The organism is Pumilibacter intestinalis (assembly GCF_943193005.1).
Taxonomy (GTDB): Bacteria; Bacillota; Clostridia; order Christensenellales; family Pumilibacteraceae; genus Pumilibacter; species Pumilibacter intestinalis.
Genome location: NZ_CALPCH010000012.1, coordinates 51,137 through 68,641, shown reverse-complemented (window position 1 = coordinate 68,641; position 17,505 = coordinate 51,137). Strand labels below are relative to the sequence as shown.

The window sequence follows — 17,505 nt, the reverse complement described above, 5'->3', positions numbered from 1 at the left end:
AACAAAATTATCAAAAGAAGAATGTTCTACTGCATACGACATTATTATTAAAATTGAAAATTAAATTTCAATTTATCATCAATTATAACTTGAATAATTTATACCCGCAATCGGGACATACAACGTAGTTTGTCATAGACTTTCCTTTATTGCATTATTGTCATTTAATTTTTTGAAATGTAAAATTGATAATACGCAAATCGGTAAAAAGAATAAGCACCAGCAAATCAACGCTATTGTGCCGCCGTTGCCTTGATTAGTTGCTGGTAACGGCAAAATAGGTACAAACATACAAACACAAAATACGCCGTGTAACATTAAAAGAAATTTTAACGCCTTATCGACTTTATTTTCAGTTTGCAAAGTTAAGCCGACAAAAAACGTGGAAATAGAAAGCAACCCATACCCCAACAAATCGAGATTAAACAGCCAACTACCCGCAGATGAAAATGCAAAGACTTGCAAAATTTTATCGTCAGCCGATTTATGTAAAACAGTAGTTAATTGAGTAAAATATACGATGCTGATAATTGTAGCGTATATCACGCCTATGGCAACGCCGATTTTTGCCGCTGCACAGCGTTCTTTTTGCGTATAGCAAGAGTAAACGCAAGCAGTAGCAACCCAACCCCACGAAAGCACCGCACAAACGCCGTAACTTAAATTTTCGGTAAATACATTTTGAGCAAACAACGCTACAATCAAACAAATCAAAAATATTGCAACCGTACAGCAAATCACTATTGAAGAAATAAAACCTATTTTTCTATTCATTTTCCGCTCCGAATAGTTTTTCTATTAAACTATCAATTAAAATATCTCTTTGCGCTTTATCGGCAAAATCAAATTTGTCCTTATAAAGTTCCCAACGCAAAAATATCCCTTGTAGTCCGTGAATTAAAAGGGCGGTATTGAAAAATGTATTTTCATTTAGCCCTAAATTGTTTGCGTTAAAATAATATCGTGCTAATGTTTGGAAAGTATTATCGTTTGCTTGCCCTTGCATTAAATCGCCCAAAATTGATATTTTAGCGATTTCGGGATTGTCCATTAAAAAATCAATAGGAATTTTAACCGAACATTTTAGTTTTTCCATAGGCGAAAGCCCGTCCATATTCGGTTTTGATTGAGCAATCACATTACTGATAATCTGCTGTACGCAAATATCAACTAAATTTTTCTTGCTTTGAAAATGATAGTTAATAAGTCCAACGCCTATTTCCGCCCTTTTGGCAATTTCTCTTATTGTAATTTTATCAATATCGCCGTTTGCTTCTTTTATCAAATCAATAGTAAAATTGATAATTTTATCTTTTATTTCCATTTTACTACTCCCGTTGAACATAGTTTTGAACAATGTTCAGTATATACGAAAATGATAGACATGTCAAATGATTTGTGTTAAAATAGAGTAGGTTTTGTTATTCGCTTGTGCTTACCGTCTGAGGACGGAATACGCCGCCTTGACAAATTTCAAGGGCGGCGATTTATTTCCCGTAGGGCATAAAACCGCCGCCCCCTACTGCGCAAACCCTTAACAATTTGCCTGCGGCGGTATTCCGCGTGGTTGGAACATTTACGCATGAAAGAAAAAGAAACCGAAAACTCGGTTTCTCTCTCGTCGGGGTGCTCGTATACCCCTGTTATGGTGCCGCCGGTCGGAGTATTCGCCTGCGGCTCATGGCGTTCGCGCTACGCGCTCGGCTGAGCGAACCGCTGTAAACAGGGTTCTCAATCCAACCCACTGCATGAAAAAACCCGCGCACCCTGTCGGGTGCTCGGGTTTTTGGTGCCGCCGGTCGGAGTATTCGCCTGCGGCTCATGGCGTTCGCGCTACGCGCTCGGCTGAGCGAACCGCTGTAAACAGGGTTCTCAATCCAACCCACTGCATGAAAAAACCCGCGCACCCTGTCGGGTGCTCGGGTTTTTGGTGCCGCCGGTCGGAGTCGAACCGACACGGTATCGCTACCACCGGATTTTGAGCGATTCCCGAAAGCTCGAAAACGGTGTTACAATCCCCGGTTATATATCGAAGTTAGTGAACGTCGTTATATTGCAGGCTCAAAGTCCGGGGTTAAATAGCGCGGTGACATTGAACGGCAAAAGATGCGGCGGGACACGCAAGCGGGTTAGCGCGTGCCCGCCGCTTTTGTCGTTCCGTCACCGAATATTTACCGTACCCGAATTGTTGAAATTATTGAAACTGTTCGAGTACTTTCCCCCGCCCTCATCTTCCAATCCAAGCAAATAATCTGCCGATACATCAAACAACCCGCATAATAAGCAAATGTTGTTTATACTCGGTTCAGTCTTTCCTTGTTCCCAATGCAAATACGAAATACGTGCAATATGCAATTTGTCGGCAATAGTTTGCTGTGACAAATTGTTAGCAATTCTCAATTCCCTTAATCGTGTTGCAAAATCCTCTCTCATAACTGCATTGTAGCATATTACTACGAGTCTTGCATTTGTTGTAGCAAAATGCTACAAAACATTTGACAAGAAAAGTAGCAGTATGCTACAATGTCAAAAGTAGCAAAATGCTACACTAAATAACACTCGCCCCCACGAGGGGCAAAGGAGCATACAAGCATGATAAAACTCATGACCGAAGAAGAGAAGAGAGAATTACTGCGCAATTACGAGCGCGAAGCGAACGAGGCAACGCTCGGAGCGTTGCGAGCAAGAGCGGAGACTCTTGCGACCGTAGTGCGCAATATCAGCCGCGACGCCGCAACCTGCCCGAACGAAGCTGTAAAAGTAGTTTACTGCGAGATAGCGGCAGATTACGGCAAGAAGCTACGCAACTGTGTTGAGAATATCAACTACTACGAAGAAAGGAGCATACAAGCATGACATTAGAACTCACAATCAGTCGCAAGACCTTTAAGGGCGACGACGGCAAAGAAAGAGAGTACACCGCCTACGAAGTAGAACTCGGCGGGCAAACGTTCAGTTTGCATCCGCGCTCCGAAGATAAAAAGCTCATTAACTACATACTCGAGCAAGAAGGGTTCTTCGAAAAGGAGTGACGCGCCATGAAACAAAAACGAACCAACCCCAACAAATCCGAGCGGTTTTTGCTGTCGGGGGTGCGCCTGTTCTTGAGCAAGCCTGAATTGTCGGGCATGACAATTCAAAACGAATACGGCGCAATTTCCGTGCGGCGCGACACCGAACCGAAAACCGCGGTACACGCTATCGGGTTTGCCGTAGACGACGAAGACGACTACGACGAACACGAATAATGACGAGGAGACGCAGACAATGGAGAGAGCGACATTGCCGACGGCGACGGAAATAGAAAACATACGCAAGGGAGATAAGCAGCTTATAGACCGCTACTACATGGCAAACTACAAGCTAATCGTTACGGTTTGCAAAAGCTACTTTTACCCACTACCCGACCGCAAGCTATACGAAGATGCTACGAACGAGTGTTACCTCTATTTTTCTAAGTTCAATTTTGACACCGCCCGCGCACTTGTTCGGAGCATAAAAGACGTGTGCGTTTACGTCCGTTTCGGAACGGAGCGCGAGTTTCATGCGTACCGCCAAGGCAACACCGAGGTACTCACGATACTCGACGCGCCCGCCATACGTGAGCATAGGCACGGCGGTGTTGTAGAAACGGTCGGCGAAACGCTCGAAAGCGATTTCGACATACTCGAAGTCGTAGAGCCTAAGCCGAGCTACACGGACAACGTGTACAACGCAGTGCTCGAACTGCTCACGCCGAGACAGCGCGAGGCGTTTGCATACTTCTACTATACCGACATGACGGCGCGAGAGGTTGGCAAAGAAATGGGCTTAACGCTAAACGGCGCACAATCGCTCAAGACCGCATATATACGCCGACTGCGCAAACAGTCGAACAAACTATTACAACGACTACAACCGTATTTGCCACCGCATAGGCGGCGACAAATGCGCTGTAATACCATGAAAGGTGTACAAGCCTTTTAGCCGTGAGTGAGGGCGAAATACTCACTCCCCCTTTGGCTATCCTTCCTTATCAATCGTCCCCGAGGGAGCGCGGATTTTCTTCCTCCTTGCCGCGCCCCCGCAGGGGGCGTCTTGATATATATAGAAATAACTCGCCACAAATTCTCGGCTAAGAGGTTACTCAAAGCATGAAACTTACCGACTACAAAGTAGACAAAAAAGCCGTTAAGAAATCCGCTAAGCGTATTGCAGGCAATGAAATCATTGCCGACTTTTATAGACAGCTGTACACGGAAACCGCAAGAGAAAAGCATTTGAACCGCGCGGAGTCCGTGTGCGGCTGTTTTCAATTATGGGACATAGACCACTACCGCAAGCAAGGCATTAAAGACATCAAGCGCATAAACCTGTGCAAAGACAAATTTTGCCTTAACTGCCAAAACGTACAAAGTAAGCGGAGATACACCAAGTACAAACCCGTGCTTGACGATTTAATGACCGAGCGAGATATCTACCACATAGTGTTTACCGTGCCGAACTGCGACGGCAAGGAACTGCTCGGCACACTTGACCGCATGTATACTAAATTCCCGTACATAGTACGGTACTTCGGCGGCGAAAGGAAATGCAACGGCATAGACTTTCGGAGCTACGGCTATATCGGAGCGGTGAGAGGCTTAGAGATTACGACCAAAGCCACCAAAGGCAAGCAAGTAGAATATCACCCGCACTTTCATTGCCTTTTCGTATTACACAAGAAAGGTGTAAACGGAAAGCGCAAGCATATAAACGATTTTTCATACCACAACGGCAAACTACGCCGCAAGTTTACCGACTTCGAGATACTGCTACAAAAAACATGGTACTTATTTTACAACGACCAAAGGTTAACCGCCGACGTTGTAAACTCGCTACAGCAAGGCTACAGCGTAACTGTAGACCGCGCGAACGGCAACTACAAGGAAGTGTTCAAGTACGCAGTTAAAGGCAGTTTCAAAGACGGCGCAATTTTTAATTACGACGTATTCGAAACGCTGTATTATGCCCTACACCGTCGAAAGGTCTTGCAAGGGTACGGCGTGTTGAACAAGTACGATTTTGAAACGGTAGCCGAGGCGGAAGTTGAAAAAGTGTACGCCGAGATACTCGCCGAACTGCGCAAGATAGAAGACCCCGAAAAGCAGTTGCTCACGCTACAAGAGATATGCGCGGAGCTTGAACACGACGATATAACTTACATATCCAAAAACGCCATACGGCGAGAGCTACTGCACAATGACGCTTAATGAGTGGCTTTGCGAATGGCTCGACATTTACAAAGTGCCGTATCTCACGCGCGGCAGTGTGGAGCGGCTCGAGGGTGTAATACGCTTACACGTTCCCGCATGGCTCAAAGAGCTACAGCTCGAAGACATTCGAGCGCTCGATGTTGACCGCGCTATTGCCGCTTGCAAAGCGGCAAGAACGCGCAAATACCTGTATTTCACGCTACGCAATGCACTGCGCAAAGCGTATTGCGTAGACCTCATACCCCACGACATTACGCAAAAGATTGAAAGCGTACGTTATAGAGCGAAGACGGGGCGAGCTCTTACCGTTACCGAGCAAGCGCAGTTTCTCGAACGCGCGAAAGATTGCAAGTACATTAACCTTTTTAAGTTCTACTTGCTTACGGGTGCGCGACGGGCGGAGGCTCTTAGCTTGAAGTGGTCGGATATAGACTACTCGCTCAAGCAAATTCATATTTCGGGCACGAAAACGGAATGCAGCGACCGCATTGTATACATACTTCCCGAACTCGCCGCGGCACTCGAAGAACAATACAAACTTACTGGCACGGGCGTGTTGGTGTTTCCGTACAACAAAACGAACGTGTCGCATACTTTTCACCGCCTTTGCCCCGACCACTGCTTACACGACTTGCGGCACACATTCGTCACGAGGTGCGCCGAAAGCGGCATAAACGTAAATGTCGCGCAACAGCTTGCGGGACATTCCGACATTAGTACTACGTTGAAAATCTACACCCACATTACAACCGAATTCAGTAAGACGGAGTTTGCAAAATTCCGTCTTACGCCGAAAGACTGATTTTCTCTTAGCTATTGCCGCAGGCAATTTACGAGCGACAGCGAGTTACGCGCGAGAAGCCACCGCGCGGCAAGCGATAGCGCGCCAGCTCCAAACCGCCACCGCTACAGTCGAGAGACTGCGAACGCATAGACACGAGAAAAGCACCCTCACATGAGAGTGCTTTTTTCATGGTGCCGCCGGTCGGAGTCGAACCGACACGGTATCGCTACCACCGGATTTTGAGTCCGGCGCGTCTGCCAATTCCACCACGGCGGCGCATCTTATGTATAATAACATATTGTGAGAAATTTGGCAAGCGATTTGCGGGCATCGCCGCTTATTTTTCGCGCGAAGTGGGCAAAAAACAATCTATGGATATATCGTTAAATTCGGTCATGTTCTTCCAAAAGCGTTTGGGCATGTGCGACATTCTGCAACGCTCGTTATGCCGTTCTTTTATTTCTATGGTGTCGTAAAACATTTTGAACAACGCGCGATACTTTTTCTCTTCCTCATCCGCCGCGGGCTGACTGTATTCTTCGAGCGGAACGAACGCGCACTTTCCGTCGCTGTGCACAAGCGCGGTGCGGCGCAAGCTGTCGTAAATCAAAAAACTTTCGCGCGGAAACCGTTGCGAAAAATGACCGGCTATAAGCGGCAACACGTTCGCTTTGGGCGAAATCACCGACGTAAGCACGCCCTCGGAGTCCGAAAAGCGCAAAAATTCCAAAATCTTGTGTCGCTCGTTCATTGTGAATTTGGAAGCCGAATTTACCGCCGCAACGCATTCGTCCGCCTGTCTGTAATAGAGCGACGACCCGACCGAAAGCGCGAGTTTCCAATATTCTATAATGTTCTTTTCTATTCCCTCGCGCTCGCTCAAGTACGCTCGTTCGGCGAATTTGAGCGCGTCGCGCCCCGCCTTTGCGATTATCCCCTTTTTTACGCGAGCCGCCTTTTCGCCCGACGACTCTATTATTCGATTCGGCAAAAATCCGCCGTATTCCCTCGCTATTTCCGACGGCGTTTCCTTAAGCTCGTATACCGAAAACAGACAGCACAACAATCCGTCGAAGCTACCGTCGTACACGTATACGGGCTGTAATTTGTCGAATTCGTTTAACATAACTTTCTCATGTATGGGATTGCTTCGTCGCTTACGCTCCTCGCAATGACAGGAACACAAACTCCTCGCAATGACAGGAACACAAACTCCTCGCAATGACAGGAACACAAACTCCTCGCAATGCAATAAAAAACAGTCTTTCGCAAGGATATTGCGGTGCATCAACTGTCAAAACTGACCGAGCAACGCCTTTATTTCCTCTTCTTTGCCCGCCTCGGGCTCCGGCTCGTCGAAAAAGGATATTTGCTTTGCCGTAAGTCGCGAATAACTCACGTCGGACAGCAGACTGCGAATTATGGCGTTTTCGGTCATTTTGATTTCGCCGTTGCGCTCCCCGCATTCTATGAAATATTTGGCGCGTTTGAGCACCACACCCATACGCTTGAGCGCGGACATATCGAGCGAACGGGTTCTGCGAGCCGCAACAATTCGTTTCGCGCCGGTAACGCCTACGCCGGGCACGCGCAAAAGCATTTCATACGGAGCGCGGTTTACGTTCACAGGAAAAAACTCGAGATGCGCAAGCGCCCAGTTGCACTTGGGGTCGAGGTACAAATTGAAATTCTCTCCCTCGTCGAGCAATTCGCTTGCCGCAAATCCGTAATACCTGAGCAGCCAGTCCGCCTGATAAAGCCTGTGCTCGCGCAAAAGCGGCGGCTTGGTTTCCACGCTCGGCAACAGCGACGAACTCACGGTGGGCACGTAAGCGGAGAAAAAGACTCGCTTTAGGTTATATTTTCCGTACAGCGACTCGGTGAGATTTAGTATCTGATAGTCGCTTTCGCCGCTCGCGCCCACAATCATTTGCGTGCTTTGTCCCGCGGGCACAAAACGCGGTGCATGCCTGTATTTTGCCACGGCGCGGCTCGACTCCTTTATGCCGTCGCGTATTTGAGCCATGGGCGCGATTATGGCGTTTCTCGTTTTGTTGGGAGCGAGTAAATTCAAACTCTTTTCGCTCGGAAGTTCTATGTTAACGCTCATGCGGTCGGCATACAAACCGAGCGAGTACAACGCTTCGGGGTCCGCCCCCGGAATTGCTTTGGCGTGAATATATCCGTAAAAACGGTACTCGTCGCGGAGAATGCGCAACGCCTCGGTCATAAGCTCGGTAGTGCGCGTGGGATTGGATATAACCGCGCTCGAAAGAAAAAGCCCTTCTATGTAGTTGCGCCTGTAAAAATTTATAGTCAGGTCGGCTATTTCGCGCGGCGTGAACGTAGCCCGCGGAACGTCGTTGCTAACGCGGTTAACGCAATACGCGCAATCGTACGCGCATACGTTGGTCATAAGTATTTTGAGTAACGAAACGCATCTTCCGTCCGCCGAAAAAGTATGGCAAATACCGCAAGAAGCGGCGGAACCTATTCCGTTCCCGTCGCTTACTCTGTCAACGCCGCTCGACGTGCACGCCACGTCGTATTTCGCCGCGTCGGTCAGTATTTTGAGTTTTTCGAACACATCCACGAATATATTATAGCATACCGCGCGGAGTTTGTAAAGGCATAGCGCAAACGTAACTTGCGCGTCAAATTTTGTGAAATTCCACCGCTCCCGCGTTTTTGCGGTCGCACAACAGCCCGCGCTCGGCAAGTATGCTTTTGAGTCTGCGAGCCGCGCCGCCGTTGCCGTCAAACACTTTGTCCGCCCCCGCTATGCGCTCGAACATGTGGCGCAAAAACACGTAATGAGTGCATCCGAGCACTATCGCGTCGGGCTTGTCGGCTTCTATTATATGCTCCACCTCGGGCAATAAAACGTCGAGGTCGTAAAGATTTTTCTCTATCTTTTTTGCAAGCTCCGGCTGAGGACGAACTTTTATATGCGCGTTGTCGCAACACGAAAGCAGCTCTTTGAACTTTGTTTGCCTTGCGGTCGCGGGCGTGCACAGCACAAGTATCTTGCCGTCCGGAAATGCTCGAACGGCGGGTTTAAGCGCGGGCTCGAGCCCCACAAAAGGCACTGAGTAGTTGTCGCGCAACAAACCTATTCCCACCTCCGTAGCGGTGTTGCAAGCCGCAACAACGGCTTTACAGCCGCAAGAAAGCAACTTGTCTACGCACTCCGAAGCTCTGCGCGCGATATTTACTTCGGTAAGCCCGCCCCAACCGTCGGGTCTTGCGTCGGAAACATATATGTAATTTTCGTTAGGCAACAAACTGCGGCAAGAGTCGAGAGTGGTAAGCCCGCCCGAGCCGCTGTCGAATATTCCTATGGGAGCGTTTTTCATACGTATAAATATATGCCGCGAAATCGCGAAATATTACCGCAAAAACGCATTTTGTATCGCCGACGATATTATATCCGCGCAATCGGAAACGTACAAGTCTATATCTTTGGGCGTAACAATCATACTGCCTACGCTGTCTGCGGTTTCCTCGGGGCACTCTTTGCCCGTTGCGTCCTCTATTATGGTAGAGGCGTATACCACAAGCGGCACGCCGAGCGAAATCACGGGCACGCCGAGCGTGTCGCGGCAAAGCCTTTCGCGGTGGTTGCTCACTCCGCTCCCCGGCGTAATGCCGGTGTCGGTCACCTGAAACGCCGAAGCAATGCGGGAAACGGCGGCGGACGCCAAACTGTCTATGGCTATCACGGCGTCGGGCTTGGTCCTCTGCGCCACTCCCGCCACAACGTCGAAACTCTCTATGCCCGTAACCCCGAGCACGTTGGGAGTTATAACCGATATCCGAGTTCCCTTGCTCTGCGGCAAGGCGCGGGTTGCTGTAAGCCGCGAGCAGGTTTGCGCCCCGAGTGAGTCTGCCGTCATGTCGGGATTGCCCAGCCCCACAACGAGCACGCTGCGCGCTTTATCGGGCACAAAGCGCACTATGGCGTCTTTGAGAAGCAACGATATCTCGCCGAAGCGAACGGCGTTGCGCTCGCGCACGGCTCGGCACTCCACCGTGCAATATTTGCCCTGCGGACGGCGGAGCTTGCGCGAAAGTTCGCCGTCTACCGTTACGGTGAAACTGCGCACGTATTCGTTGTTTGAGTTGTCGCGCGGCATGAAATCGCACGCCATATCCGTTCTTTTCATATGCAATGAAATTTTGTCCGAAAAATGTTGCTTTTAATCACTTGCTTTTGGTAAAATTTTGTGATACAATAGTTAAGTTAGCGGTGCCGAAGACATTCCTGAGGGCGTTAACTACCCGAGCACCCAAACAGTTATAAAATATTTATTGTTTTATTATTAAGGAGAATTACAGTGCCTAACATCAAATCCGCGAAGAAGCGCGTACTTATCACCGCAAAGAAAAACGAGCAGAACCGCGCATACAAAACCCGCATGAACCACGTTATCAAGAATTTCAACAACGCCATCGACACCAACAATATCGAAGGCGCAGAGAAAATGTTGCCCGAAGTTATGTCGGTTATCGACCAGACCGTATCCAAGGGCGTTATCCATAAAAATCAAGCCGCAAACAAAAAGTCGGCACTCGCCAAACGCTTGAGCGACGTTAAGAGCGGCAAGATAACCATAGTTATCAAGAAAGACAACAAGACCATCGCCGCAGAAAAGGCAAAAGCCGCTCAAGAGATACGCGAAAAGCAAAAAGCCGAATATCTCGCAAAAGCCGTCGAACGCAAGGCGGCTCGTCTCGAAGCGCAAAAGGCTAAACTCGAAGCCGAGCAAAAAACCAAGAAAGGCGGCAAAAAGAAAACCGACAAAGAAGAAGTAAAGGAAAAGAAACCCGCCGCAAAGAAAGCGACCAAAGCGGAAAAGGCGGAAGAAGCTTCGGCAACCGAAGAAAAACCGGCTGAAGAAAAGCCCAAGGCAGCCAAAAAGCCCGCGGCTAAGAAAACCGCCGCAAAACCCGCAGCCGAAAAGCCCGCCGAAGAAAAGCCCGCCGAAGAAAAAGCGGAATAACCCCTACCCCATTATAAAAAATTATCCCCGTGTACGCCACACGGGGATTTTTGTTTATGTCTAAAAATTTTAATTAATGTTTTAGCCACTTGCCTGTATATAAGTCAATAAACTGATTTAGCTTTATATCCGAACTAAAATCACTGCCATACTCATTGTCTAGTGTTTGTTTATCATACTTAAAAGAAATATTATAAAATTTCCCTGCTTTCGTCTTTGGAATTAGCCCTTTTTCAAGAAAATACGAAATTATACGCCGATGCCCATCATTATCATCTCCATTTACATAAAAGCACATAACGCCTTCGCCTTTAACAATATAATGTGTGGAACTCGTGTGCTTTGCTTGCTCAACAATTCCACGTTCAACAGCTTCTTTGCACACATCTTCGACAAAAAATATTTTATCCAGGTCACCGCCAAAAAAACTCATCCATTTACCGCATTTTTCCTTATCAATGGTGTCTGTTTCCGCTATATAGTGTGTCCAAACTAAATCCTTTTCAATATGCATACTATAACCCCTTTATATTTAATATGCTTCCATTATACTAGATATTTTATCTACAGTCAAGACATTTTGTCTAGTAGCTAGTAAAATATTAATATATGGATAAAACTTTTTGCAAAAACATTAAGGAAATACGTAAAAGTTGTGAATTGACACAAAAACAAGTTGCACAAAAACTTAATGTTGTGGAAAGTTGTTATGCCAACTGGGAACAAGGTAGAACAGAACCAAATATTGAAATGCTTCGCAAACTTGGAAAAATTTATAATGTTAGTATTGATGAGTTATTAAATGAAAATTTTTAATTATCTATTTATACTTATAAACATTTATTCGGCATTATCCATACGGCGCAAAACGGCGCGGAAACGAAAGAAAAATATTATCGAGCATAGAGTTGCCGCGGTTGCGTCGGCTACGCACTCGGCGAGGTAAACGCCCGACACACCGATTGCCATCGAGAAGAGAAAAGCAAACGGCACGAGCAAAATAATCTTTCTGAGTATCGCTATAAACAAACTTATTTTAGCCTCGGTGAGCGCAACGAACGTTGTTTGGCAAGCGCGTTGCACGCCGAATATGAGCATGCCCGATACGAATATCGGCAAATACTTTTCGGTGAGCGCAAGCAAGTCCGCGTCGGGCGTAAACATTCTGCCGAACATGCGCGGGAATATCATCATTACGAGTGCGCAAATACAGCAGTATGCCCAACTGACAGCGAGAGTTATGAAATACGCGCGTTTGAGCCGCGATTTGTTCTTCGCCCCGAAATTGTACGAAATAATGGGAGTAACGCCTTGCGTAAAGCCCTGTATCGGCACTGTAATAAGCATCATGGAGCTTTGCAAAACAGCAAGCGCGGAAACGTGCAAGTCGCCCATTCCCTTCCCTTGCAAATCGCCGTAATATTTGAGTCTGCCGTTGAGCACAAACCCTATTACCGACTCCGTTGCCGCCATCACGAACGGCGCGAGCCCCAGCCCGAAAATCGCTTTAATTACGCTACTGTTCGGTTTCATATCGCGAAACGAAAGCCGCAAAGTCAGTTTGGGACGGCACAACGCCGCAACCACAAACACGCAACTTATAAACTGACTCAAAACCGTTGCGAGCGCGGCTCCCGTTATGCCCATATCGAATACGAATATAAACAGCGGGTCGAGCGCGATATTGAGCCCCGCGCCTATCATAACGCTAATCATGGCAACCGCGCTTTTGCCCTGCGCAGTCAAAAAAGTATTGAGTCCAACGCTCAACTGCACGAACAGCGTGCCGATTAGATAAACGGACAAATACTGCTCGGCGTACACGTAAGTGGTATCTATATCCGCGCCTATAAAGAGCAGTACCGGCTTTTTGGTAAAAAACGCGGCAAGACCGAGAACCACCGAAAATATCAGCAACAGCACCGTTCCGTTGTTGAGTATCTTACGCGCCCGAACGCTATCCTCCTCGCCGAGAGCTTTGGCGGCAAGCGGCGCACCTCCGCCCGAAACGAAAGACGAAAACGCGGCGATAAGCGTGAGAATGGGTGCGCAAAGCCCCAACCCCGCAAGCGCGGCACTGCCGTTTTGCGGCATATTGCCTATGTAAATGCGGTCAACGATATTATACAGCAGATTTACCACCTGCGCAAGCACGCAAGGTATGCCCATTTTAAGGCACAGCCGCCATATTTTTTCCTTGCCGAGCATATCCTCTTTCGCGGACTTTACAACCGTCTTTTCTTCAATCATTACTTTCTCCGAATTTTTTCGACTATAGCGCGCTATAAAAAAACCGAGAGCGGCAATACCCACACTCGGTTTTTTTGGTGGCGTGTGTTTTATGAAAACGTATCCTTCCGTTTACATTATTATTTTATCATAAAAACCGAAAAATGTCAATTGATTGTTCCCATTTTACAGTCCGTCAGTCTTTCACACTCGTCGCTCACGCATTCGATTGAAAAAGCCGTTTCGGCATTTGCTTCGGCACGACTGAATATAGTCGTGCCGCCAATGGCAATAGCGAAAAATACTATCGCTACTGCAGCCAATAAAATCGGCGTTTTCACTGCTCTTTTGGTTTTCATAACTTTTCCTCCTATAAATAAATATTTTTTATTGTATTTCTACAAAAATTTTTACGGAAACAAACTTATACTTTTCTTTATCTTCCTCCTGTTTATAATCATAACTTGTAACCCAATACTCCACTTCATATAGCCCTATTTCTCGAGGTTTACCTCTATGTGCCTCGCCGTTGTATATAACAGACGAAATGCCCTCGTTTCTCAAATTTAGTTCTATCTCTTTCCCTTCATAAAACAACTGTATCAGAGGATAATGGACATTTTTATCATACTGATACACGTACACGGTTTTGCCGTCCCGTTCCTCTACCGTCGCTCCGTTCGGGTCAAATCGCACTTCGGGCATTACGCGCAAATCAGGCTTTTCTTTGATTGTTATAGCCAATTCAAACTCTCTATACCCTTCTTCTCCCAGTAGTATATTAGCACTAACGGAATATCTACCGGGTTTGTTAGCTTTAATCACAAAATAACCCGTTCCGGTCTCTCCCGTAAATTTGTCATTATCCGTATAATATGCCATATATCTAAACGAATAAATCTTTTCTTCGTCGTAATCGAATTCTACCTTATAACTGCCGGGATACGTCAATGTATACCTTTCGTCTCCGTAGTCATTTTCAAATACAACGTACTTTTTCGTTGGGTCGGGCTTGGAGTTCCCGCACCACTTAATCATCCCAATTATACAAACTGCAATAAACGCCAACAGTATTACCGAAATAAACAATTTCTTCTTCATGCACAATCACTCTCCATAAAATCCATTTTCATTAAAAAAACGCATAAGTAACCTATACATTTACTTTTGCGTTTATCAAATACATTCATATTCATAATAGTACCCCCATATCATTCAAATTGTCCAAAACCAATAATTGCCTAAATTTTACCTCTTACATTATGCAGTATCGTTTATAATTACTATATATCACGTTTCACTCACATTGTCAACAGTTTTTTTACAAATTTTTTATGTTTTTTGCTATCGCGAATTTTTTACAGTTTTTACAATAAAAAACCGAGAGCGGCAATACCCACACTCGGTTTTTTTGTGTGTGTTTTACGAAATCTCGCGTTTTTGATAGTGTGTTTGACAAAATCTCGCGTTTCTATAACCCCATCCCACATCGGCGGTCTAAGTTATTGTATCTTAAAATTCCAAAATTGTCAACTTTTCAAACTGCTGTTTCCATCATTTATTGATAGACCGTGATTCTCTTTATGATGTCCGATGCGTTGTTTTGTCCGCTCCGCCTATCGCTCGGCGATTTCGATACCGTAAACCAATAGCGCTCATTTCCACGGTAGACAAACTTGTAATGCGGATTGTCGCTTACGAGGTCAAACCCCACACGTTTTAATTCGGCGATGTCGCGCTTATTGATCTGTTCTCCGCTCGACAGCACACGCTTTACCACCTCTTCGACTTCACGTCCGTTCCCTATGTACTCATTGTTTTCCAAAAGGCTATTGATGAGTTCGTACTGCCGAGTATCGAAACTCCCATTTCGCATAGCGGCTTCCTTCAGCACCGTGACAAGCAAATCGTGTTGCTCGCCGTCGTAGAATTCTTTGACGGGGGATTTCGTTACGATACTCTCCTCTATCCCGCTTGCGTCGAATGCCGATTGAAGACTTTCGTTTTTGTTTCGCAGCATCGTATTCTCTTCGGTGAGCTCGGCAATGCGCTTTTTGGCGGCATCGAGTCTTGCCTCCATACTGTCGAATTCGCCCATAAAGACGTCGAGCAGTGCAGTGTCGGCTGCCATCTTATCCGTGTACAGTTGTTGCCACGTCGGTGCATCTTTATCCACTTGCGCTGTGACCACCGAAATCACATCATCCATTATTCGGCTATCCGCCGCCCCGTACACGGATATTTCGCTCGGCCGCAATCTATCTATTTTTCCGTTGGGATAATAGATTGCGATATGCCCGTTATACGGATTATTTCCGTTCGTGCGTTCTTTGAGGTTGAATCCGAAATCCCCGCTTTTCTCCGCCACTATGTATGCAATGCCCGCCAAATTGCGCGACAGTTTATCAATGTCGGAATTGTAACCCGAACTATTGAATATCTTGCTGACATAGACCATAGGGATTGCTTGGTCGTAGTGTGTGTTCATAACCGACGCGAGATAATCGATCATATCGTAATCGGCATAAATCGGTGCGGCTTGTATGGGCAGTTTCCCACTCTCCACTCGACCGTCGACAATAAACGCGCGAATGATTTCCGTGCGTACTATCGGCGGTTTTTTGAATGTTGTCTTATCGCCCGAACAGTTGACGTGTATCGTTACGCTTTTCTCTGTCGCGCATTCGCCGTAGAGTATTTCGGTTTCCCACGTTTGTTCCCTATAAATATGCGTCAGACGAATTGCAACGTATTGCGTATCGTTTTTCTTTCCCGTCAGCGTTTCTATTGTTGCATAGCCATCAACGATGCGCACATTGTCTTTATTCTCGGCTCGCTCGAACTGCTCCCCGGCTGCCGCACACGGTTTGCCGTCTTTGAGCCACCGTATAATCGTTTTATACACCTGCTCTTTTGTGACTTCGGATTTAAGCGGTAATTTTGTAGACAGTATTTTCATCACTCGCCTCCTCAGTCATCCCAATCGTCGTCATCATCGTCGCTGTCATCGGAAATACCGAGGATATTCAGCAACATACCGTGAGCGGCATTTCGTTTGGCAATCTTTTTCGAACTTTGCTCCGACCAATAATAATCGTCGTATCCTTCAACGTGACATTCGCAATACCATAACGGATTGCCGTCATCATCGTGTCTTTCGTCAAAAGTATATTCGGGATATTTGATATAGCCCTTTTGTGCAAGTTCTTGCAACTGACTAACGGCTTTCTCCCACGTCGGCTCGCCTATTGCGTCCTGCATAGTGTAGAGCATATCGTTTTCTTCGAGATATTCGTATGCTATCTCCGCCGCCGCCATTCGCGCCTTACTCTTTGAATAGCCATAGCCGATAAACGGATTACCTTCATCGATGTACAGTTTGCAAGCAATCGGTCCGTCGCTATTCTCATTCGTTATGGTGTCGCGTTGCCCTACAATGTGACCGCCTATTATCAAACTGTTCCATCTATGAAGCCCCGAATCTTCGAACTCGTATTCGGGCAAATCGCCGCTTACCTTTTGACACCATTGCTGAATAAGCGCGACATAGTTTTCTTCGTCGTCAAAGCCGTGCTCCAAGTAATGGTCGATATTGAGCATCAACTCGGCAACGTCTTGCAAGGCGTCGATATCCCAATCGCTGTCGATTGCCACTGCACCCATTATCGCCTCGAACAAATCCTCTTTGACGTGGGTATCGTTTTGGACGTTGTTCTTTTCATCGCCCTTCCCCATAATAAGGTATTGGCTCAGTTCGAGTTCGTCAATACAATGTGCAAGCATCGTACTCTCGACAAACCGTTTCTTCAGTTCGGTGAGCTTCCCTTCGGCAAGGTCGCAAGCGAATTCATCACGCCTATTGATTTCGCCGTAGTATTCGCTTAACGCCTTGACCACAACGAAGTCCAATGCCTTATCGCCGATGAATTCCAACACTTCGTTGTTATCGCCGTCATTGGTTTCATTCGTGTAACTCTTGCGCGTAAACGCCTGTTGCAATAAATCGCGCCGCTTGAATTCATAGCCAATCAGCGACTCGATTTTGTCGTAGTCTTCTTCCGTCATATAAAAAATCCTCCGTGTTATTTTCACAGAGGGCATAAGGAGAGCCTAACGAAAAATACACTACCGTGAGTGGTCGTTAGGCATCCGTTTTACAAATGAGTGTTACATAAATCATCTCGCTTTGCCCTATGTCACTTGCATAACAATGAGGCAAATCCATTTTGTTTTATGTCCGACTATTCGTATCCAA

Annotated in this window: 22 protein-coding genes and 1 tRNA gene; 9 read left to right on the top strand and 14 right to left on the bottom strand. The window is 46.6% G+C overall.

Annotated elements, in window-relative coordinates; all coding sequences use genetic code 11:
• Positions 1-132: 132 nt before the first annotated feature.
• Together NFR55_RS07220 and NFR55_RS07215 are read right to left on the bottom strand one after the other, a co-directional pair.
• Positions 133-774, bottom strand: a complete 642-nt coding sequence (locus NFR55_RS07220) for a hypothetical protein (protein WP_251547765.1) — start codon at positions 772-774, stop codon at positions 133-135.
• Positions 767-1,324: a TetR/AcrR family transcriptional regulator gene (locus NFR55_RS07215; RefSeq protein ID WP_251547763.1), complete on the bottom strand. Its 558-nt coding sequence runs from the start codon at positions 1,322-1,324 to the stop codon at positions 767-769. Before NFR55_RS07215 ends, NFR55_RS07220 begins: the two co-directional genes overlap by 8 nt.
• Positions 1,325-1,582: 258 nt before the next feature.
• Between NFR55_RS07215 and NFR55_RS10545 the strand changes: the two genes are divergently transcribed.
• Entirely contained in the window at positions 1,583-1,708 is a 126-nt protein-coding gene (locus tag NFR55_RS10545) for a hypothetical protein (protein WP_275556920.1), read from the top strand.
• A 452-nt stretch (positions 1,709-2,160) separates the two neighbouring features.
• On the opposite strand, the gene NFR55_RS10595 is transcribed toward NFR55_RS10545, so the two are convergent.
• On the bottom strand, positions 2,161-2,433 hold the full coding sequence (locus tag NFR55_RS10595) for a helix-turn-helix domain-containing protein (protein ID WP_420851543.1): 273 nt from the start codon (positions 2,431-2,433) through the stop codon (positions 2,161-2,163).
• A gap of 159 nt (positions 2,434-2,592) precedes the next feature.
• Between NFR55_RS10595 and NFR55_RS07210 the strand changes: the two genes are divergently transcribed.
• The 6 genes from NFR55_RS07210 (at position 2,593) to NFR55_RS07185 (ending at position 6,036) form a co-directional block, all read left to right on the top strand.
• Positions 2,593-2,856 (top strand): hypothetical protein, encoded by a 264-nt coding sequence (locus NFR55_RS07210; RefSeq protein WP_251547761.1) that lies wholly within the window; start codon positions 2,593-2,595, stop codon positions 2,854-2,856.
• Positions 2,853-3,032, top strand: a complete 180-nt coding sequence (locus NFR55_RS07205; RefSeq protein ID WP_251547759.1) for a hypothetical protein — start codon at positions 2,853-2,855, stop codon at positions 3,030-3,032. The genes NFR55_RS07210 and NFR55_RS07205 overlap by 4 nt, the downstream gene beginning before the upstream one ends.
• A 6-nt stretch (positions 3,033-3,038) precedes the next feature.
• On the top strand, positions 3,039-3,248 hold the full coding sequence (locus NFR55_RS07200) for a hypothetical protein (protein ID WP_251547757.1): 210 nt from the start codon (positions 3,039-3,041) through the stop codon (positions 3,246-3,248).
• Between the two features lie 19 nt (positions 3,249-3,267).
• Positions 3,268-3,966, top strand: a complete 699-nt coding sequence (locus NFR55_RS07195) for an RNA polymerase sigma factor (protein WP_251547755.1) — start codon at positions 3,268-3,270, stop codon at positions 3,964-3,966.
• A 167-nt stretch (positions 3,967-4,133) separates the two neighbouring features.
• Positions 4,134-5,231: a protein rep gene (locus NFR55_RS07190; RefSeq protein ID WP_251547753.1), complete on the top strand. Its 1,098-nt coding sequence runs from the start codon at positions 4,134-4,136 to the stop codon at positions 5,229-5,231.
• Positions 5,221-6,036, top strand: coding sequence for a tyrosine-type recombinase/integrase (locus NFR55_RS07185; RefSeq protein ID WP_251547751.1), 816 nt, complete (start codon positions 5,221-5,223; stop codon positions 6,034-6,036). Before NFR55_RS07190 ends, NFR55_RS07185 begins: the two co-directional genes overlap by 11 nt.
• 171 nt (positions 6,037-6,207) lie before the next feature.
• Here NFR55_RS07185 and NFR55_RS07180 read toward each other — a convergent pair.
• The 5 genes from NFR55_RS07180 to gpr all read right to left on the bottom strand — a co-directional run bounded on the left by NFR55_RS07180 (position 6,208) and on the right by gpr (position 10,184).
• A tRNA-Leu gene (locus NFR55_RS07180) sits at positions 6,208-6,294 on the bottom strand.
• A gap of 61 nt (positions 6,295-6,355) precedes the next feature.
• A complete protein-coding gene (locus tag NFR55_RS07175) occupies positions 6,356-7,144 on the bottom strand; it encodes a TIGR03915 family putative DNA repair protein (RefSeq protein WP_251547750.1) in 789 nt (262 codons plus the stop codon).
• A 168-nt stretch (positions 7,145-7,312) separates the two neighbouring features.
• A complete protein-coding gene (locus NFR55_RS07170) occupies positions 7,313-8,611 on the bottom strand; it encodes a putative DNA modification/repair radical SAM protein (RefSeq protein ID WP_251547748.1) in 1,299 nt (432 codons plus the stop codon).
• A 61-nt stretch (positions 8,612-8,672) separates the two neighbouring features.
• Complete coding sequence (locus NFR55_RS07165; protein WP_251547745.1) at positions 8,673-9,374, bottom strand: glutamate racemase; 702 nt, start codon at positions 9,372-9,374, stop codon at positions 8,673-8,675.
• Between the two features lie 33 nt (positions 9,375-9,407).
• Positions 9,408-10,184: a GPR endopeptidase gene (gene gpr, locus NFR55_RS07160; protein ID WP_251547743.1), complete on the bottom strand. Its 777-nt coding sequence runs from the start codon at positions 10,182-10,184 to the stop codon at positions 9,408-9,410.
• 171 nt (positions 10,185-10,355) lie between these two features.
• On the opposite strand from gpr, the gene rpsT reads away from it, so the two are divergent.
• The gene (rpsT, locus tag NFR55_RS07155; RefSeq protein ID WP_251547741.1) at positions 10,356-11,021 is read left to right on the top strand and encodes a 30S ribosomal protein S20; all 666 of its coding nucleotides are present in this window, start codon (positions 10,356-10,358) and stop codon (positions 11,019-11,021) included.
• Positions 11,022-11,094: 73 nt separating this feature from the next.
• Here the strand turns inward: rpsT and NFR55_RS07150 are convergent, their stop codons facing one another.
• Positions 11,095-11,535, bottom strand: a complete 441-nt coding sequence (locus tag NFR55_RS07150) for a hypothetical protein (protein WP_251547740.1) — start codon at positions 11,533-11,535, stop codon at positions 11,095-11,097.
• A 95-nt stretch (positions 11,536-11,630) separates the two neighbouring features.
• On the opposite strand from NFR55_RS07150, the gene NFR55_RS07145 reads away from it, so the two are divergent.
• Positions 11,631-11,837, top strand: coding sequence for a helix-turn-helix transcriptional regulator (locus NFR55_RS07145; protein ID WP_251547738.1), 207 nt, complete (start codon positions 11,631-11,633; stop codon positions 11,835-11,837).
• Between the two features lie 24 nt (positions 11,838-11,861).
• On the opposite strand, the gene NFR55_RS07140 is transcribed toward NFR55_RS07145, so the two are convergent.
• The 5 genes from NFR55_RS07140 to NFR55_RS07120 all read right to left on the bottom strand — a co-directional run bounded on the left by NFR55_RS07140 (position 11,862) and on the right by NFR55_RS07120 (position 17,315).
• Positions 11,862-13,271 (bottom strand): MATE family efflux transporter, encoded by a 1,410-nt coding sequence (locus NFR55_RS07140; protein WP_251547736.1) that lies wholly within the window; start codon positions 13,269-13,271, stop codon positions 11,862-11,864.
• A 146-nt stretch (positions 13,272-13,417) separates the two neighbouring features.
• Positions 13,418-13,609 carry a hypothetical protein gene (locus NFR55_RS07135; protein WP_251547734.1) on the bottom strand — a complete coding sequence of 64 codons (192 nt, stop codon included), beginning with the start codon at positions 13,607-13,609 and terminating at the stop codon, positions 13,418-13,420.
• 28 nt (positions 13,610-13,637) lie between these two features.
• Complete coding sequence (locus NFR55_RS07130) at positions 13,638-14,351, bottom strand: hypothetical protein (protein ID WP_251547732.1); 714 nt, start codon at positions 14,349-14,351, stop codon at positions 13,638-13,640.
• A 457-nt stretch (positions 14,352-14,808) separates the two neighbouring features.
• Positions 14,809-16,209, bottom strand: a complete 1,401-nt coding sequence (locus NFR55_RS07125; RefSeq protein ID WP_251547730.1) for a hypothetical protein — start codon at positions 16,207-16,209, stop codon at positions 14,809-14,811.
• An 11-nt stretch (positions 16,210-16,220) separates the two neighbouring features.
• Positions 16,221-17,315, bottom strand: coding sequence for a ribonuclease III domain-containing protein (locus NFR55_RS07120; protein ID WP_251547728.1), 1,095 nt, complete (start codon positions 17,313-17,315; stop codon positions 16,221-16,223).
• Between the last annotated feature and the right edge of the window lie 190 nt (positions 17,316-17,505).

Excerpts from the sequence above, each read along its gene's own strand:
- NFR55_RS07205 (WP_251547759.1), top strand. The coding sequence starts at position 2,853 with ATGACATTAGAACTCACAATCAGTCGCAAGACCTTTAAGGGCGACGAC.
- NFR55_RS07145 (WP_251547738.1), top strand. The coding sequence starts at position 11,631 with ATGGATAAAACTTTTTGCAAAAACATTAAGGAAATACGTAAAAGTTGT.
- NFR55_RS07125 (WP_251547730.1), bottom strand. The coding sequence starts at position 16,209 with ATGAAAATACTGTCTACAAAATTACCGCTTAAATCCGAAGTCACAAAA.
- NFR55_RS07220 (WP_251547765.1), bottom strand. The coding sequence starts at position 774 with ATGAATAGAAAAATAGGTTTTATTTCTTCAATAGTGATTTGCTGTACG.
- NFR55_RS07210 (WP_251547761.1), top strand. The coding sequence starts at position 2,593 with ATGATAAAACTCATGACCGAAGAAGAGAAGAGAGAATTACTGCGCAAT.
- NFR55_RS10545 (WP_275556920.1), top strand. The coding sequence starts at position 1,583 with ATGAAAGAAAAAGAAACCGAAAACTCGGTTTCTCTCTCGTCGGGGTGC.
- NFR55_RS07200 (WP_251547757.1), top strand. The coding sequence starts at position 3,039 with ATGAAACAAAAACGAACCAACCCCAACAAATCCGAGCGGTTTTTGCTG.
- NFR55_RS07165 (WP_251547745.1), bottom strand. The coding sequence starts at position 9,374 with ATGAAAAACGCTCCCATAGGAATATTCGACAGCGGCTCGGGCGGGCTT.
- NFR55_RS07140 (WP_251547736.1), bottom strand. The coding sequence starts at position 13,271 with ATGATTGAAGAAAAGACGGTTGTAAAGTCCGCGAAAGAGGATATGCTC.
- NFR55_RS07135 (WP_251547734.1), bottom strand. The coding sequence starts at position 13,609 with ATGAAAACCAAAAGAGCAGTGAAAACGCCGATTTTATTGGCTGCAGTA.
- NFR55_RS07185 (WP_251547751.1), top strand. The coding sequence starts at position 5,221 with ATGACGCTTAATGAGTGGCTTTGCGAATGGCTCGACATTTACAAAGTG.
- NFR55_RS07190 (WP_251547753.1), top strand. The coding sequence starts at position 4,134 with ATGAAACTTACCGACTACAAAGTAGACAAAAAAGCCGTTAAGAAATCC.
- NFR55_RS07215 (WP_251547763.1), bottom strand. The coding sequence starts at position 1,324 with ATGGAAATAAAAGATAAAATTATCAATTTTACTATTGATTTGATAAAA.
- NFR55_RS07130 (WP_251547732.1), bottom strand. The coding sequence starts at position 14,351 with ATGAAGAAGAAATTGTTTATTTCGGTAATACTGTTGGCGTTTATTGCA.
- NFR55_RS07150 (WP_251547740.1), bottom strand. The coding sequence starts at position 11,535 with ATGCATATTGAAAAGGATTTAGTTTGGACACACTATATAGCGGAAACA.
- NFR55_RS07175 (WP_251547750.1), bottom strand. The coding sequence starts at position 7,144 with ATGTTAAACGAATTCGACAAATTACAGCCCGTATACGTGTACGACGGT.
- NFR55_RS07195 (WP_251547755.1), top strand. The coding sequence starts at position 3,268 with ATGGAGAGAGCGACATTGCCGACGGCGACGGAAATAGAAAACATACGC.
- gpr (WP_251547743.1), bottom strand. The coding sequence starts at position 10,184 with ATGAAAAGAACGGATATGGCGTGCGATTTCATGCCGCGCGACAACTCA.
- NFR55_RS07120 (WP_251547728.1), bottom strand. The coding sequence starts at position 17,315 with ATGACGGAAGAAGACTACGACAAAATCGAGTCGCTGATTGGCTATGAA.
- NFR55_RS10595 (WP_420851543.1), bottom strand. The coding sequence starts at position 2,433 with ATGAGAGAGGATTTTGCAACACGATTAAGGGAATTGAGAATTGCTAAC.